Origin of the sequence: Caballeronia glathei (assembly GCF_000698595.1) — a bacterium.
GTDB lineage: Bacteria > Pseudomonadota > Gammaproteobacteria > Burkholderiales > Burkholderiaceae > Caballeronia > Caballeronia glathei.
The window spans coordinates 49157-65251 of sequence record NZ_JFHC01000047.1; the positions used below are offsets into that span (position 1 = coordinate 49157).

Genomic DNA, 16095 nt, shown 5'->3' on the forward strand with positions numbered 1-16095 from the left:
CGCGCTTCAGACCGTCTCGAAGTCCGGGGCGTCGGCGAAGACCGTCTGGCCCTGGCCGAGTGTCTTCGCGCGGTACATCGCGCGGTCGGCGGCGCGCATGAGCGCGGCGATGTCGCTGAAATGCGTCTTCCCGCCGCCCGAAATCAGGCAGGCGCCGATGCTTGCCGATACGCTCACCGGCCGCTCCTGAACCGACGTGATGGCGGACAGCACCGCGTGAATGTTTTCCGCAATGGTGAGCACCGCCGCCCGGTCGGGCACGTGGCGCGCGAGCACGACGAATTCGTCGCCGCCCAGGCGCGCGACCGTGTCGGTCTTGCGCATGCGCTTCGTCAGCGCGGCCGCGAAGGTTTGCAAGAGCACGTCGCCGACCGCGTGGCCGTAGGTGTCGTTCACTTCCTTGAAGCCGTCCAGATCGATCAGCAGGAGCGCGGTCGTGCCGTCGTCGCCTTCCGAGATCGCCGTCAGCGTGCGGCCGACGGTCTGTTCCAGCGCGTAGCGGTTCGAGAGGCCGGTCAGCGGATCGGTGGACGCTTGCCGCGCGAGGTCGCGGTTCGCGTTGCCGAGCCGGTCAACGAGCACGCTCAGGTACACCGACGCGCTCAGCACGCTCAGCCCGATCCCCAGCGCCGCCGGCTGGTTGGCTTCCCACCACGGCTGCCAGTGCGCGAGCGCCGCGATCGCGGCAAGCGCGGTGACGCACGAAATGGCGAGCGTCGCCTTGCCGTACCGGCAGCCCGATCCGATCAGGAACCAGAAGACGACCCACAGGAGCGGCAACGCCGTCGGCCCGCCGATGCCGAGCGCGAGCGCAACCAGCGCCTGGTCCGCGATGGTGGTGACAACGAGCCGCGCGCGTGAAGGCCCAGCCATCGTGATCACGGCGATCAGGCTGACGACGCCGTACGCCACGTAAAGCGCGACGAAAAGGAAGGTTGCTTCGGCATCGTGCGTCGGGTTCAGCCAGGCGAAGACGCCGTAGGCGAAGAGGACGACGGCACCCAGCCAGACGCGCAGGGTCGCCTGCTCCTTCTCGGGATTCCCGCGCGCCGACCACGCGAATGCATACGGTCGACGCACCGGTTCTTGCACCTGCTCCATTCTGGATCCCCTGACTGACGGTCTTTTCTGTCGTGCTCGACGCGTGCGTTCCGGACGAGGCAATATTTTGCATTTTTTTGCGGGCTTACTGTATCGGGGGCGTCGAGAGAGTTTGGGCTTTTTTGCAGGCGGGCGCTCGCGCGGATTGCACCGGGCTTGCGTCACGCTTTCATCGATCCGTTGCCGTGCCGTAAGCTTCGAAGCTGTCCGGTTGAATCCGGGCGGTTCGACCCCGGACGGTGCACACTTGGCCGCCCCCCCGCGAGCGCGCGATGCGAAACGACACTCTGCTTTTCAGTGAATGGATTCCGGTGTGCAACAGCAGCGACGCGCCGCCGGAGCGCGCACATGCCTGCGTGGTCGCGGGCGAGCGGCTCGTCGTGTGGCGCGATGGCGCGGGCGATGCGCACGTCTGGCGGGACCAGTGCCCGCACCGCGGCGCGCAGCTGTCGCTCGGCTCGGTGACGGGTGCAATCATCGTGTGCCCGTACCACGGCTGGGCCTACGACATCGAAGGACAATGCATCCACGTGCCGTCGAATCCGGCGCTGCGGCCGTCGAAGCGCGTGTGCGCGAAGACCTATGTCGCGGAGGAAAAATACGGCGTGGTGTGGGTGTGTCTTGGCGAGCCTGCCCATGTGCTCGATTTCTTCCCGCAGGACGCGATTGCCGGCGCCCGGCGGATCAATCTCGCGCCGCAGACCGTTCGGGCGTCGGCGCCGCGCGTGGTCGAGAACTTTCTCGACATGGCCCATTTCCCGTTCGTGCACGGCGGCATTCTCGGCGAGCGCGAGTTCGCGGACGTGCCCGACTACGAGGTGCGCGAGACCGAAGACGGGCTCGAGGCGCGGCAGTGCCGGTTCTGGCAGCCGGCAGGCATTCCGGGCCAGAAAGGCGCGCAGATCGATTACGTGTACCGCGTGAGGCGGCCGCTGGTCGCGAGTCTCAGCAAGATGGCGTCGGGCGGGCAGGGCGCGCTGCACATCATGCTGGCGGCGTCGCCGGTGAGCGCGACCGAGACGCGTGCGTGGCTCGTGTCGGTTCACGAAGACGAGACGGCTCACACGGACCAGGAACTCTACGACTTCAACATGGAGATCCTGATGCAGGACACGCCGATCGTCGAATCGCAGCATCCGAAGTACCTGCCGCTCGATCCGACGGCGGAACTGCATCAGCGATGCGACCGGATGTCGGTGGCGTATCGCCGATGGCTCGCGGCGATGGGGTTCGGGTATGGGACGTCGCTGGGGGGATAGTGAATTTCGAAGCCGTCTTTTTACGTTAGTGGCCTATCGGTGCATTGCGCGTCCATGGCATGGCTTTCCATTAGATTTCACTAATCCAGTTTATATCCCCCTTCACCGTTGCTTGCAAAGCTCCTACTACATTCGGAGGCACGAGAAATGTGATTTTACAAATTATACAATTTTGAAAAGTTACATTCTCGAATTCAATGCCATTGAATACCTTCAGTTTGGGTGCTTTACGCAACCTGATGAAATCGCAATCGACAAAAGAGCTATTATTGAGATAGGTGTGCCCGGACAGAACTATTAGAGCCGGACCGATGAGTTCGCATTCGATGAATGTTTTTTCCTTCTGAAGTCCGCGGATAGGGCTTTCAAAATCTTTAAACGAAATCCGTGATTTGCGAAAGACAGGTTCAAGCGGATTTACGACTGATGGTGCTGTTTCGAATCTACGGCGTAGACGAATTTCTTGAAGTTGTGAAACTGACGATACCCAGAGCCGAAAACATATAGCGAAAATCAATCCACCAAGAAGCGCACTGAAAATCCAAGCCGCTTTTCCATATCTCGATAACCTCTCAGTCGATTTAGCAGCCCAACCAGCGATCGACGCCGAACCCGAAGCGCCAATCAGCATTGGTGTCCAGTTGACAACTTTTTCGGCGAGCGATAGCCACGTATCACTTTCTTTAATTCTTAATAGCAGCTTGTTCATGAGCGCGCGCTAATGAGCCGGTCATCAGCGGAGCGCGGTGCTCGCGAATTGTGACCGGGACGAAACATTTCACATGAACTCCGCGCACAAAAAAGCCCGCTCATCGTGGCGGGCAAATCTGCGGTGAAGCCTTGTGCTACTTGGTGCGCCCGGCTGGGATCGAACCAGCAACCCCTGCCTTCGGAGGGCAGTACTCTATCCATTGAGCTACGGGCGCTTCGGAGAAGCCATTGCTTGCGAGCTTGTGCGAGCTTGCAAAATCGCGCAACAAGCGTGGAAAAGCATGCATGCAGGGCCAATCGAGTCCGAGAGGATACCCGTTTTCGGGCGATTCGTCCATCGGACGGCCTTGTGCGCGGGCGGCACGCGTCGCTCGCGCGCAAGGCTCCGGCTTCATGCAACCCACACGCAACCCGCACACAACCCACACACAACCCACACACAACCCACACACAACCCACACGCAAAGCACCGTCCGCGATGCCGCGCGATGCGGGTAAACGCGCGCCGCCGCACGCCCGGAGCCGCGCTCCGCCCGTTAAGCGTTCCGTCTATAATCGTCCGTGCCTAAGGAAGTCGTCGTTGCTGTCACGCTGTCGCTGAACCGACTCACATATAAAACGGGAGACGAGACAAGCATGAGTGAAGCACCCCACGGAGCCCCGATCAAGACACCCGGCCAGCTCATCGCAGCGGTCATCGCCGGGTTTGGCATTCCCGTCGTTGTCATACTGCTGCTTGCCATCTACGTGAACAATTCCACGCGCACCGGCGCCGGCACGGACCTGTTCTCGGATTCATCCGTCGCGGCCCGCATCGCGCCGGTGGCGCAAGTCAATATCCGCGACGCCAGCGCGCCGCGCGTCTACAAGTCCGGCGAGGAAGTCTACAAGGCAGTGTGCTCGACCTGTCACGCGGCGGGAACCGCGGGCGCGCCGAAGTTCGGCGACGCGGGCAGCTGGGCGCCGCGCATCAGCGAGGGCTACGACACGCTGCTGCACAACGCGCTCAACGGCAAGGGCGCGATGCCCGCGCGCGGCGGCACGAGCCCCGACGACTACAGCGACTTCGAAATCGCGCGCGCGGTCGTCTATATGGCGAACAACAGCGGCGGCAAGCTGCAGGAACCGGCGCAGCCGGCGCCGGGCGCGGCAGCGGGCGCATCCGCCGCGGCACCCGCGGCCGGTGCCGCCGACAACTCGCAGGCAGCCGCCGCCGTCGCCGCGCTCGCCGCCGTTCCGCAGACGCCCGCCGCGCCGGCGGGCGGCGCGCAGAGCGCGGATGCTTCGCAGGCCGGCAAGGCGCTTTATACGCAGGTGTGCCAGGCGTGCCACGCGGCGGGCGTGCTGAACGCGCCCAAGTTCGGCGACAAGGCCGCCTGGGCCGAGCGCCTCAAGGAGCCGATGGACACGGTGTACGGCTACGCGCTGAAAGGCAAGGGCGCGATGCCGCCGAAGGGCGGCTCGACGGCCCCGGACGCCGACGTGAAGGCGGCCGTCGACTATATGGTGAACGCGTCGAAGTAAGCGGTCTTGCCGCCGTCGACGTAAAAAACCCTGCGGGCGAAGTTCACCCGCAGGGTTTTTTTTCGCCGCGCGAAGGCTCAGGACTTCTGCAGCATCGCCTTGAGCATCGCCATGCGGTCTTTCGGCGTGAGCGGCGCTTCTTCGACGGTCGGCGGCGGCGCGTCGTCGAGCAGCATTTCCGGGATGAACCGGGACGGCTCGCAGACCACCGTCTCCCGCGCGCGCTTCCTCTTCTTGCACCAGTTCAGATGCAGGCTGCGCTGCGCCCGCGTGATCGCGACATACATGAGGCGCCGCTCTTCCTCGATGCGCCCCTCGTCGACCGGACCGTCGTCCGAGCCGCCGCGGTGCGGCATGATCCCTTCCTCGACGCCCACCAGAAACACGTGCGGATACTCCAGCCCCTTCGACGCGTGCACCGTCGAGAGCCGCACGGCGTCGGGGTCTTCGTCCTTGCCTTCGAGCATCGACATCAGCGCGACCGTCTGGATGAGACCGAGCAGGTTCTTGCCTTCGTCGCCGAAACCGTCGGCGTTGTCGTAGCCGGTCTGTTCCGCATCGCCCGACGGCTCGGGCTTCGTGCCCTTGCGCTTGAGCCACTCGCAGAACTCCAGCACGTTCTGCCATTTCGACTGCGCCTGGCGCTCGTCGAAGGCGTCGTAGAGATACGCCTCGTAGTGGATGGCTTCCATCATGTCGTCGAGCACGGTGGTCGCCGGGTCGCGCGCCGCGCGCTCGGCGAGGCGCTGCATCCACTCGCAGAACGTGCGCAGCGGCTCGACCTGCCGCGCCGAGAGCCGCGCCTCGATGCCGCCCATGAACACCGCCTCGAACAGCGACACCTTCGCCGCGCCCGCGAACGAGCCGAGCGCTTCGAGCGTTGTGTTGCCGACCCCGCGCCGCGGCGTGGTGATCGCGCGGATGAACGCGGGGTCGTCGTCGGGGTTCGCGATCAGCCGCAGGTAGGCGACGATGTCCTTGATCTCGGCCCGGTCGAAGAACGACTGGCCGCCCGAGAGCACGTACGGAATGCGCTCGCGGCGCAGCACCTGCTCGAAGATGCGCGCCTGGAAATTGCCGCGATACAGGATGGCGTAATCGCGAAACGCCGCGCGCCGCTCGAACTTGTGCGCGGAGAGGCGGAACACGACCGATTCGGCCTCGTGCTCCTCGTCGTTGCAGCCGGTGACGGTGATCGTGTCGCCCATGCCGTGCTCGGACCAGAGCTTCTTCTCGAAGAGCTTCGGATTGTTCGCGATCACGTTGTTCGCGGCGGTCAGGATGCGCACCGTCGAGCGGTAGTTCTGCTCGAGCTTCACGACGTGCAGCTTCGGGAAATCACGGCTGAGCTGCGCGAGATTTTCGAGCGTCGCGCCGCGCCAGCCGTAGATGGCCTGATCGTCGTCGCCGACCGCCGTGAACGCCGCGCGCGGACCGGCGAGCCGTTTCAGCAGTTCGTACTGGCAGGCGTTGGTGTCCTGATATTCGTCGATCAGCAGATAGCGCAGGCGGTTCTGCCACTTTTCGCGGACCTGCTCGTTTTCGGCGAACAATTGCGCGGGGCGCAGGATCAGGTCGTCGAAATCGAGCGCCTGATAGGCGTGCAGCGTCGCCGCGTAGCTGCGGTAGACGATCGCCGCCTGATGCTCGTCCTCGTTCGCCGCGAGCACCGACGCCTGATCCGGCGACACCATCGCGTTCTTCCAGAGCGAGATGATCGACTGGATCTTGCGGATCAGGCCCTTGTCGGTCGTGCCGAGCTGCTCCTGCACCATGCCGAAGCAGTCGTCGGAGTCCATGATCGAGAACTGCGGCTTCAGGCCGACGTGCGCCGCCTCCTGCCGCATGATCTGCACGCCGAGCGAGTGAAAGGTGCAGATCGTCAGCTGATTGACCGGCACCTTGCGGCCTTCCTTGCCGGGCGTGGTGAGCGTCCTGCCTTCGAGCAGCTTGGCCGTGCGCTCGCGCATTTCCAGTGCGGCCTTGTTCGTGAAGGTGAGCGCGGCGATGTGCTTCGGCTCGAAGCCGCGGCCTTCGATCAGATGCGCGATCTTCTGCGTGATCACGCGCGTCTTGCCGCTGCCGGCGCCGGCGAGCACGAGACAGGGACCATCGAGATAGCGCACCGCTTCGTTTTGCGCGGCGTTGAGACCAGCGGACATCGTGTGTGGACGGTGAGAGACGTGGGGGCGCAAGGCAACGGCGAGCGCCGATGGGCAGCGAAACCGGCTTTTCAGCAGCTTGCACAATTTCGAGAGCGCGATGTTAACACGGATGAATCGGCCGATCGTCCTTGCCCGATATGGCCCTTTGCATGCCGCGGCGAGATTGGCCGCGGCCTCTGCGCGCCGCGCCGTGCCACAATATCGGGATCGATACACGACAGGGTGCCCGCATGAGTTCAGTACTGAAAGTCGGCCTGATGGGTTACGGACTCGCCGGCGCGACGTTTCACGCGCCCGTCATCGAACATTGCGGCCGCGCGACGGTCGCGGCCATCGCGACGAGCCAGGCCGAGCGCGCCACGGCCGACTATCCGGACGCCGCCGTCGTGCCTGATTTCGATGCGCTGATCGCGCGCGACGGCCTCGATTGCATCGTGATCGCGACGCCCAACGACACGCACTTCGAGCTCGCGCACAAGGCGCTGTCGGCGGGCAGGCACGTGGTGGTCGACAAGCCGGTGACGCTTTCCGCCCGCGACGCCCGCACGCTCGCGGATCTCGCCGCCGGGCGCGGCCTCTTGTTCGCGCCCTTTCACAACCGGCGCTGGGACGGCGATTTCATGACCCTGCGCACGCTGATCGAAAGCGGGCGGCTCGGGCGCATCACGCAGTTCGAGTCGCATTTCGACCGTTTCCGTCCGAAGGTGCCGCAGCGCTGGCGCGAGGAAGCGTCGCGCGGGGGCGGCCTGCTGTTCGACCTCGGGCCGCATCTGATCGACCAGGCGCTCGCGCTTTTCGGCGCGCCGCGCACGGTGGCCGCGACCGTGAAGCAGCATCGCGACCACGCGCACGCGCCCGATTACGTGCATCTGCAACTCGGCTACGCGGACAAGGAAGTGATCCTCCACGCCACCGCGCTCGCCGCGCTCGAGCCGCCGCGCTTTTCCGTGCACGGCACGCGCGGCAGCTATACGAAGAACGGGCTCGACGTGCAGGAAGATCAGCTGAAAGCGGGCCTGCGTCCCGGCGATGCGGAATTCGGCAAGAATCCGCCCGGTTTGCTGCGCGAAGTGGACGGCGATCACGATCTGCGGCACGAGTTCGCCACCCGGGACGGCGCCTACGCCGACTACTACCGCTCGCTCGCGGCGTCGATTCTGGACGGCAAGCCCTTTCCGGTCTCGCCGCAGGACGCCGTCGATGTGATGACCGTGATCGAACTCGCTATCCAGAGCGATGCCGAGGGGCGGCGCGTGGAATTCAGGCCGCTCGCCTGATCCCGGCGCGCGCCGGTTTGCCGTCCGTCTGCGCGGCGAACCGGCGCTGTCCGCCCGCTCGCGCTTTCTGGCGACGCTTTCGGTGCCCGGCAAACGTTGTTCGCCACCCCGCGCGCAGGCGCTATCACAGCGCGCTTCCGGCCGCCCTCGGCCGATTCCCAAATAGGTTTGACAAGGCCAATTCGGTCGCGTAAATTCGGCCGCACGCGTCGGGAGAGCGCGTGGCCGCTGTTTATTCGCGTGCCGCGCCGCCGAAGGGGCACACCCGCAAACTCTCAGGCAAAAGGACCGGCCGCGTCGAGGAAAGGGCTTGTATTGGAGCACTTTCTTCGCACTCTGGAGAGCGGCAGCGGCTTGCGTTTCACGCCAGCCAGTTGCCCACCGAAGGGGCGCGCGGGGACCGCATTCCGGGTCCGCGCAATCTCTCAGGTACCGAGGACAGAGGGGTCATGCATCGATCCGCCACGCGGTTTGAGCTTTGCATGCTGCATCGACCGATCGCAGCCTGAAAAGCCGAAACCGCTGGCGATGTCGCCGCATGGCCTTTTTTGTTTTTGCGAACCGAGGCCCCGATGACCGAACTTCAACACACGCCCCTTCACGCCGCCCACCTCGCGCTCAACGCCCGCATGGTGGACTTCGGCGGCTGGGACATGCCCGTCAACTACGGTTCGCAAATCGACGAACACCATGCCGTGCGCACCGACGCCGGCATGTTCGACGTGTCGCACATGCGCGTCGTCGATTTCAACGGCGACGCCGTGCGCGACTTCTTCAAGCTCGCCATTGCCAACAACGTCGACAAGCTCACCGTGCCGGGCAAGGCGCTGTACTCGTGCCTGCTGAACAGCAACGGCGGCGTGATCGACGACCTGATCGTCTACTACTTTGCCGAAGATCACTTTCGCGTGGTCGTGAACGCGAGCACGGCCGAGAAGGACATCGAATGGTTCGGCCAGTTGAATGCCGAAGGCGAGTTCGGCCTTTCGATCACGCCGCGCCGTGATCTGGCGATCGTCGCCGTGCAGGGTCCGAATGCGCGCGAAAAGACCTGGCAAGTGCTTCCGGACACGCGCGCCGCCACCGAATCGATCAAGCCGTTCAACGCCGTGCGGTTCCCGTCGACGCCGTTCGGCGAACTGATGCTCGCCCGCACCGGGTACACGGGGGAAGACGGCTTCGAGATCGTCGTGCCCGCCACGCACGTCGAAGCCCTGTGGAACGCGCTGAAGGCGCAGGGCGTGAAGCCGGCCGGGCTCGGCGCGCGCGACACGCTGCGCCTCGAAGCCGGCATGAACCTGTACGGCCAGGACATGGACGAGCACGTTTCGCCGCTCGACGCGGGCCTCGCGTGGACCGTCGACCTGAAAACGTCGCGCGATTTCGTCGGCCGTTCGGCGCTGGAGGCGCACGGCTCGAAGGCGAATTTCGTCGGCCTGATCCTCAGGAAGGAAGACGGCCGCGCGGGCGGCGTGCTGCGCGCCCATCAGAAAGTCGTCACGCCTCTCGGCGACGGCGAGATCACGAGCGGCACATTCTCGCCCACCATGCAGGAATCGATCGCATTCGCGCGGGTGCCGGCGGGAGTCAATCCGGGCGATACCGTGCACGTCGTCATTCGTGACAAGCAACTTCCCGCAAGCGTGGTAAAACTGCCGTTCGTGCGCAATGGCAAGGTGCTCGCGAGCCTGTAACGAGGCTCCGGCACGCGCGCGCACGCCCTCGATTTCACGCCCTCACGAACCACGCAAAGGAGCATCCAATGAGCATCCCGGCCGAACTGAAATACACCGAATCGCACGAATGGGTCCGCACTGAAGCCGACGGCACGCTGACCATCGGCATTACCGATCACGCGCAGGAAGCGCTCGGCGACATCGTCTTCATCGAGCTGCCGGCAGCGGGCAAGACCGTCGCGGCGGGCGATGCGATCGCGGTGATCGAATCGGTGAAGGCCGCATCCGACATCTATGCACCGGTTTCGGGCGAAATCGTCGCGGCCAACGATGCACTCGCGGCCACCCCGGACCAGGTCAATGGCGCGCCGTACGACAGCTGGCTCTTCAAGATAAAGCCGGCCGGCGACGGCAGTCTCGACAAGCTGCTCGACGCCGAAGGCTACGGCAAATCGATCGGCGAATAAATTTCTAATCGACGGTGCGGCTTTTCGCCGGCGTCGCGAAACGCGGCGAATTCCGCACCCGCAGGAACTCTCATGAAGCTCGAACACCCGGATCGCCTGATGAACCGCTCATCCCTGTCACTCGCCGCGCTCGAATGCCATGACGCATTCGCCGAACGGCACATCGGCCCGGACTCGGCCGACCAGCGCGCGATGCTCGACGCGCTCGGTTTCGCCACGCGTGCGGCGTTCATCGACGCGGTGATTCCGGAATCGATCCGCCGCAAGGAAACGCTGCCGCTCGGCGCTGCGCTGGGTCCCTTCGCGCAGCCGAAGAGCGAGGCCGAAGCGCTCGCGTCGCTCAGGAAGCTCGCGGACCAGAACCTGGTGTTTCGAACGTATATCGGGCAGGGCTACTACGGCACGCACACGCCGGCCGTAATCCTGCGCAACGTGCTGGAAAATCCGGCGTGGTACACGGCCTACACGCCGTACCAGCCGGAGATCTCGCAAGGGCGCCTCGAAGCGCTGCTGAACTTCCAGCAGATGGTGATCGACCTGACGGGACTCGCGATCTCGAATGCCTCGCTGCTCGACGAAGCCACCGCCGCCGCCGAAGCCATGACGCTCCTGCAGCGCGTGGGCAAGCCGAAGTCGAACGTGTTCTACGTCGCCGACGACGTGCTGCCGCAAACCATCGAAGTCGTGCAGACACGGGCGAAGCCGGTCGGCGTGGAGGTGAAGGTCGGCCCGGCCGCGGACGCCGCGTCGGCCAACGCGTTCGGCGTGCTGCTGCAATATCCGGGCGCGAACGGCGACGTGCGCGACTACCGCGCGCTGACCGAAGCGATTCACGCGGCGGGCGGCCACGTGGTCGTCGCCGCCGACCTGCTCGCGCTCACGCTGCTCACGCCGCCGGGAGAGTGGGGCGCGGATGTCGCGATCGGCAATACGCAGCGCTTCGGCGTGCCGGTTGGTTTCGGCGGCCCGCACGCGGCGTACATGGCCGTGCGTGACGAATTCAAGCGCCAGATGCCGGGACGCCTGGTCGGCGTGACCGTCGACGCGCAGGGCAAGCACGCGCTGCGTCTCGCGCTGCAGACGCGTGAACAGCATATCCGTCGCGAGAAGGCGACGTCGAACGTCTGCACGGCGCAGGCGCTGCTCGCGATCATGGCGAGCATGTATGCGGTCTACCACGGCCCGAAGGGCCTCGCGACGATCGCGCTGCGCGTGAACCGCTTCGCGTCGATTTTCGCGGCTGGCGTGCAACTGTTCGGCTACCGGCTCGCGAACGAGACATTCTTCGATACCGTCACGATCGAGAGCGGCGCGAACACGACGGCGCTGCATCAGGCGGCGTCCGCCGCGCACATCAACCTGCGTCATGTGGATGCAGGCCGGGTCGGCGTGTCGGTGGATGAAACCACCACGCGCGACGACCTCATGAAGCTCTTCGCGCTGTTCGCGGAAGTGGCGGGCAAGACCCAGACCTTCGACATCGACGCGCTCGATGCGGCCGTCAAGGACTCGCTCCCCGCCGGACTGCACCGCACGAGCGAATTCCTGACGCATCCGGTGTTCAACCGCCACCATTCCGAGCACGAAATGCTGCGCTATCTGCGCAGCCTCGCCGACAAGGACCTGGCGCTCGACCGCACGATGATCCCGCTCGGCTCGTGCACGATGAAGCTGAACGCGACCTCCGAGATGCTGCCGGTCACGTGGCCCGAGTTCGCGCAGATCCATCCGTTCGCGCCGGCCGAGCAGACCGTCGGCTACCGGACGATGATCGATCAGCTCGAGCAGATGCTCGTCGCGTGCACGGGCTACGCGGCGGTGTCGCTCCAGCCGAACGCCGGTTCGCAGGGCGAGTACGCGGGCCTGCTCATCATCCACGCGTATCACGCTTCGCGCGGCGAAGGGCACCGCAGCGTGTGCCTGATTCCGGCGTCCGCGCACGGTACGAACCCGGCGTCGGCGCAGATGGCGGGCATGCAGGTCGTCGTCGTGGCGTGCGATGCGAACGGCAACGTCGATATCGAGGACCTGAAGGCGAAGGCGGAGAAGCATTCGGCGAATCTCGCGGCGATCATGATCACGTATCCGTCGACGCACGGCGTGTTCGAGCGCAACGTCCGCGAAATCTGCGACATCGTCCATAACCACGGCGGCCAGGTCTACGTGGACGGCGCGAACATGAACGCGATGGTCGGCCTGACCGCGCCCGGCCAGTTCGGCGGCGACGTCTCGCACCTGAACCTGCACAAGACATTCTGCATTCCGCACGGCGGCGGCGGACCGGGCGTCGGTCCGGTGGCGGTCGGCGCGCATCTCGCGAAGTTCCTGCCGAACCAGCATTCCACTGGCTATCAGCGCGATGAAAGCGGTATCGGCGCGGTTTCGTCGGCGCCTTACGGGTCGGCTGCGATCCTGCCGATCTCGTGGATGTACATCGCGATGATGGGCGCGAACGGGCTCACCGCCGCAACCGAAAGCGCGATCCTCGCGGCGAACTATGTGGCGAAGCGCCTCGCGCCGCACTATCCGGTGCTCTACAGCGGCGCGGGCGGGCTGGTCGCGCACGAGTGCATTCTCGACGTGCGGCCGATCAAGGAATCGAGCGGCATTTCGGTGGAGGACGTCGCCAAGCGCCTGATCGACTTCGGCTTCCACGCGCCGACCATGAGCTTCCCGGTGCCGGGCACGCTGATGGTCGAGCCGACCGAATCGGAGTCGAAGGAGGAACTCGACCGCTTCATCGACGCCATGATCGAGATTCGCGAAGAAATCCGCGCCGTGGAAGAAGGGCGCGCCGATCGCGAAGACAATCCGCTGAAGAACGCGCCGCATACCGCCGCCGTCGTCGTCGCGGACGAATGGAGCCACAAGTACACGCGCGAGGAGGCGGCGTATCCGTTGAAGTCGCTCGTCGCGCGCAAGTACTGGCCGCCCGTCGGCCGCGCGGACAACGCGTACGGCGACCGCAACCTGATGTGCTCGTGCGTGCCGGTGTCGGAATATGACGAATGAGCAGCGCTCGCTGGCGACGCATTGGCCACTGACTGGCAACTGAGCGACGGCTGACCGTTGCCGCTTCACGAACCGCCCGGCGGCATCGGGCGGTTTTGCTGCACCTGCCCAAGACCGGCTAACATCTCACCCCGAACCAAAGCCAATCTAGGAGTTTCATATGGCGCTGAAGGTGCGAGTGGTGAATGAAGCGGGACGTCGATGGCGGATGCAGGCGACGCTGGCCGCGCTCGCCGCAGCCGCGCTCGCGTCGCCGGGCGTGCAGGCCGCGATGAATTTCTGCGCCGCGCCCGCGATGCAGACGAGCGAGCGCACCAACGCCGACCCCGGCGTGAAGGCACTGGTGAAAATGGTGCAGTCGCACGTCAACGATCAGCCGAAACCCGTTGCGAGACTGCACACCGAAGGCACGCTGCCGCACGAGGGCATCTACGACGAGAGCATCGAGGCCGAGAAGGACCTGAGCCTGATGCGCGATGCCGCGCTCGCGTGGCGCGCGACGGGCGACGAGCGCTATCTGCGGCTCGTCGACCGTTTCCTCCTCGCGTGGGTCACGACCTATCAGCCGAGCTTCAATCCGATCGACGAAACGAATTTCGAGTCGCTGATTCTCGCGTACGACCTCACCGCGAGCGCGCTGCCTGTCAGGACGCGCAATCCGGCGAACGCGTTCATCACGAAAATGGTGACCGGCTATGTCGAGGATATCGACAAGCAGAAGCGGCCGCTCACCGGCACGTACAGGAACAACTGGCAGAGCCACCGGATCAAGCTGATTTCGATGGGCGCGTTCACCATCGACGACCGCAAGCTCATCAACGCGGCGCAGCGTCTTTTCGTGGAGCACGTGGGCGACAACATCGCACCGGACGGCTCGACCGTCGATTTCGCCGAACGCGACGCGCTGCGCTACGTCACCTACGATCTCCAGCCGCTTGTCACGGCGGCGCTGGCGGCGCGCCGCCACAACCGCAACTGGCTCGCGGAACGCGCCTCGTCCGGCGCGCGCCTGGCCGATGCGCTCAACTGGCTCACGCCGTACGCCATGGGCACGAAAACGCACGAGGAATTCGTGCATTCGTCGGTTCCGTTCGACGCCAAACGCCGCGAAGCCGGCTTGCCGGGGTATTCTGGAGAGTGGGACCCGAAGAACGCGGCTGAACTGTTTCATCTCGCGGCGCGCCTCGACGGCCGCTATGCGCCCGTGGCGCTGCGGCTCGCACCGACGCCGCCAGCCTGGCTCGCGGTGTGCCTGCCGCTGCCGGCGCGCTAACCCATCGGAATTCAGCAGGAGCAGTACTCATGGCAGTCAGCGTCTTCGATCTTTTCAAAGTCGGCATCGGTCCGTCCAGCTCGCATACGGTCGGCCCGATGCGCGCCGCGCTGATGTTCGTGCAGGGGCTCGAACGCGACGGGCTGCTCGACGCGGTCGCGTCGGTGAAATGCGATCTGTACGGCTCGCTCGGCGCCACCGGCAAGGGGCACGGGACGGATCGCGGCGTGATGCTCGGCCTGATGGGCGATGCCCCCGATACCGTCGACGCCCAGACGATCAGCCCGCGACTCGACGCCGTGCGCACGTCGAAGAAGCTGGCGCTGCTCGGCCGGCACGAGATTCCGTTCGTGCAGAAGGAGCATGTGCTTTTCTACCGCCAGGCGCTGGCGGAGCATCCGAACGGGATGAAACTGCACGCCTTCGACGCGCGGGGCGAACTGCTGCGCGAATCGACGTACTTGTCGGTCGGCGGCGGGTTCGTGGTGACGGCGGGCGCGGCGAACACGGCGGTGCTGACCGCGCACGAGCATCTGCCGCATCCGTTCCAGACCGGCGACGAACTGCTCAGGATGTGCAGCGAGTCGGGCAAGTCGATCGCGCAGCTGATGTGGGACAACGAGCGCGTCTGGCGCAGCGAAGAGGAGATCCGCTCCGGGTTGCTGCGCATCTGGGACGTGATGCAGGCATGCGTCGCGCGTGGCTGCGGCATCGACAACCCGGAAGCCGACGGCAGCCTGCCCGGGCCGTTCCAGGTCAAGCGGCGCGCGCCGCAGCTGTACCGGGCGCTGGTCGGCAAGCCCGAGCAGGCGCTGCGCGACCCGCTTTCGATGATCGACTGGATCAATCTCTACGCGATCGCGGTCAACGAGGAAAACGCGGTCGGCGGGCGCGTCGTCACGGCGCCGACCAACGGCGCGGCCGGGATCATTCCCGCCGTGCTGCATTACTACGACCGGTTCATGCCGGGGTCGAACGCGCAGGGCGTGGTCGATTTTCTGCTGACGGCCGCGGCGATCGGCATTCTCTACAAGATGAACGCATCGATTTCCGGCGCCGAAGTGGGATGCCAGGGCGAAGTGGGCGTCGCGTGCTCGATGGCGGCCGGCGCGCTCGCCGCCGTGATGGGCGGCACGCCGACGCAGGTCGAAAATGCCGCGGAAATCGGGATGGAGCATAACCTCGGGCTGACCTGCGATCCGGTCGGCGGGATGGTCCAGATTCCGTGCATCGAACGCAACGCGATGGGGGCCGTGAAGGCCGTCAATGCCGCGCGCATGGCGATGCGCGGCGACGGCTCGCACTATGTGTCGCTCGATTCGGTCATCAAGACCATGCGGGAGACCGGCGCCGATATGAAGACCAAGTACAAGGAGACTTCGCGCGGCGGGCTGGCGGTGAATATCGTCGAGTGCTAGGTTTTTTTGGCCTGGCTTGCCGGGCCGTGGCGCTGTTCGGCTGAGTTGCGGTTCCGGTTGGCTTGCTTTGTTATCGGACTGTTTGCTTTGCCCCCCGCTCGCGGGGCGGATGCTGGGGCCTAGGGTTCGCTGCTTACTGTTTGCTGAACCGTCTGATGCGCCTGCGCTTTCATGAAACTTGTTCAGTCTTTGGTCTATTAGCTCGCCCCTGT

General features: G+C 65.2%; 11 protein-coding genes, 1 tRNA gene and 2 riboswitches. Of the genes, 8 read left to right on the forward strand and 4 right to left on the reverse strand.

The genetic code is table 11. The annotated features are described in order from the left end of the window. Positions 1 to 6: 6 nt before the first annotated feature. A complete protein-coding gene (locus BG61_RS25490) occupies positions 7 to 1101 on the reverse strand; it encodes a GGDEF domain-containing protein (protein ID WP_035937202.1) in 1095 nt (364 codons plus the stop codon). A 272-nt stretch (positions 1102 to 1373) separates the two neighbouring features. Between BG61_RS25490 and BG61_RS25495 the strand changes: the two genes are divergently transcribed. Beyond that, positions 1374 to 2360, forward strand: a complete 987-nt coding sequence (locus BG61_RS25495) for an aromatic ring-hydroxylating dioxygenase subunit alpha (protein ID WP_035937199.1) — start codon at positions 1374 to 1376, stop codon at positions 2358 to 2360. A gap of 70 nt (positions 2361 to 2430) precedes the next feature. Here BG61_RS25495 and BG61_RS42145 read toward each other — a convergent pair whose 3' ends face one another. Further along, entirely contained in the window at positions 2431 to 3069 is a 639-nt protein-coding gene (locus BG61_RS42145) for a hypothetical protein (RefSeq protein ID WP_129572250.1), read from the reverse strand. Positions 3070 to 3210: 141 nt separating this feature from the next. After that, positions 3211 to 3286 (reverse strand) — tRNA-Arg (locus BG61_RS25500). Between the two features lie 421 nt (positions 3287 to 3707). Between BG61_RS25500 and BG61_RS25505 the strand changes: the two genes are divergently transcribed. After that, positions 3708 to 4595, forward strand: coding sequence for a c-type cytochrome (locus BG61_RS25505; protein ID WP_035937197.1), 888 nt, complete (start codon positions 3708 to 3710; stop codon positions 4593 to 4595). Between the two features lie 77 nt (positions 4596 to 4672). Here the strand turns inward: BG61_RS25505 and BG61_RS25510 are convergent, their stop codons facing one another. Beyond that, positions 4673 to 6757, reverse strand: a complete 2085-nt coding sequence (locus BG61_RS25510) for a UvrD-helicase domain-containing protein (protein WP_035937195.1) — start codon at positions 6755 to 6757, stop codon at positions 4673 to 4675. Between the two features lie 233 nt (positions 6758 to 6990). Between BG61_RS25510 and BG61_RS25515 the strand changes: the two genes are divergently transcribed. The 6 genes from BG61_RS25515 to BG61_RS25540 all read left to right on the forward strand — a co-directional run bounded on the left by BG61_RS25515 (position 6991) and on the right by BG61_RS25540 (position 15883). Further along, on the forward strand, positions 6991 to 8037 hold the full coding sequence (locus tag BG61_RS25515; protein ID WP_035937192.1) for an oxidoreductase: 1047 nt from the start codon (positions 6991 to 6993) through the stop codon (positions 8035 to 8037). A gap of 200 nt (positions 8038 to 8237) precedes the next feature. Then, positions 8238 to 8339, forward strand: a riboswitch (glycine riboswitch). A 24-nt stretch (positions 8340 to 8363) separates the two neighbouring features. Beyond that, positions 8364 to 8489, forward strand: a riboswitch (glycine riboswitch). Between the two features lie 120 nt (positions 8490 to 8609). Next, the gene (gene gcvT, locus BG61_RS25520; RefSeq protein WP_035937190.1) at positions 8610 to 9731 is read left to right on the forward strand and encodes a glycine cleavage system aminomethyltransferase GcvT; all 1122 of its coding nucleotides are present in this window, start codon (positions 8610 to 8612) and stop codon (positions 9729 to 9731) included. Positions 9732 to 9799: 68 nt separating this feature from the next. Then, entirely contained in the window at positions 9800 to 10180 is a 381-nt protein-coding gene (gene gcvH / locus BG61_RS25525; RefSeq protein ID WP_035937189.1) for a glycine cleavage system protein GcvH, read from the forward strand. Positions 10181 to 10252: 72 nt separating this feature from the next. Beyond that, positions 10253 to 13192: an aminomethyl-transferring glycine dehydrogenase gene (gcvP, locus tag BG61_RS25530; protein ID WP_035937187.1), complete on the forward strand. Its 2940-nt coding sequence runs from the start codon at positions 10253 to 10255 to the stop codon at positions 13190 to 13192. Between the two features lie 160 nt (positions 13193 to 13352). Further along, positions 13353 to 14465, forward strand: coding sequence for an alginate lyase family protein (locus BG61_RS25535; protein WP_035937185.1), 1113 nt, complete (start codon positions 13353 to 13355; stop codon positions 14463 to 14465). 29 nt (positions 14466 to 14494) lie between these two features. After that, positions 14495 to 15883, forward strand: a complete 1389-nt coding sequence (locus BG61_RS25540; RefSeq protein WP_035937182.1) for an L-serine ammonia-lyase — start codon at positions 14495 to 14497, stop codon at positions 15881 to 15883. Positions 15884 to 16095 lie beyond the last annotated feature (212 nt).

Coding starts and splice junctions, on each gene's coding strand:
- BG61_RS25490 (WP_035937202.1), bottom strand. CDS start 1,101: ATGGAGCAGGTGCAAGAACCGGTGCGTCGACCGTATGCATTCGCGTGG.
- BG61_RS25495 (WP_035937199.1), top strand. CDS start 1,374: ATGCGAAACGACACTCTGCTTTTCAGTGAATGGATTCCGGTGTGCAAC.
- BG61_RS42145 (WP_129572250.1), bottom strand. CDS start 3,069: ATGAACAAGCTGCTATTAAGAATTAAAGAAAGTGATACGTGGCTATCG.
- BG61_RS25505 (WP_035937197.1), top strand. CDS start 3,708: ATGAGTGAAGCACCCCACGGAGCCCCGATCAAGACACCCGGCCAGCTC.
- BG61_RS25510 (WP_035937195.1), bottom strand. CDS start 6,757: ATGTCCGCTGGTCTCAACGCCGCGCAAAACGAAGCGGTGCGCTATCTC.
- BG61_RS25515 (WP_035937192.1), top strand. CDS start 6,991: ATGAGTTCAGTACTGAAAGTCGGCCTGATGGGTTACGGACTCGCCGGC.
- gcvT (WP_035937190.1), top strand. CDS start 8,610: ATGACCGAACTTCAACACACGCCCCTTCACGCCGCCCACCTCGCGCTC.
- gcvH (WP_035937189.1), top strand. CDS start 9,800: ATGAGCATCCCGGCCGAACTGAAATACACCGAATCGCACGAATGGGTC.
- gcvP (WP_035937187.1), top strand. CDS start 10,253: ATGAAGCTCGAACACCCGGATCGCCTGATGAACCGCTCATCCCTGTCA.
- BG61_RS25535 (WP_035937185.1), top strand. CDS start 13,353: ATGGCGCTGAAGGTGCGAGTGGTGAATGAAGCGGGACGTCGATGGCGG.
- BG61_RS25540 (WP_035937182.1), top strand. CDS start 14,495: ATGGCAGTCAGCGTCTTCGATCTTTTCAAAGTCGGCATCGGTCCGTCC.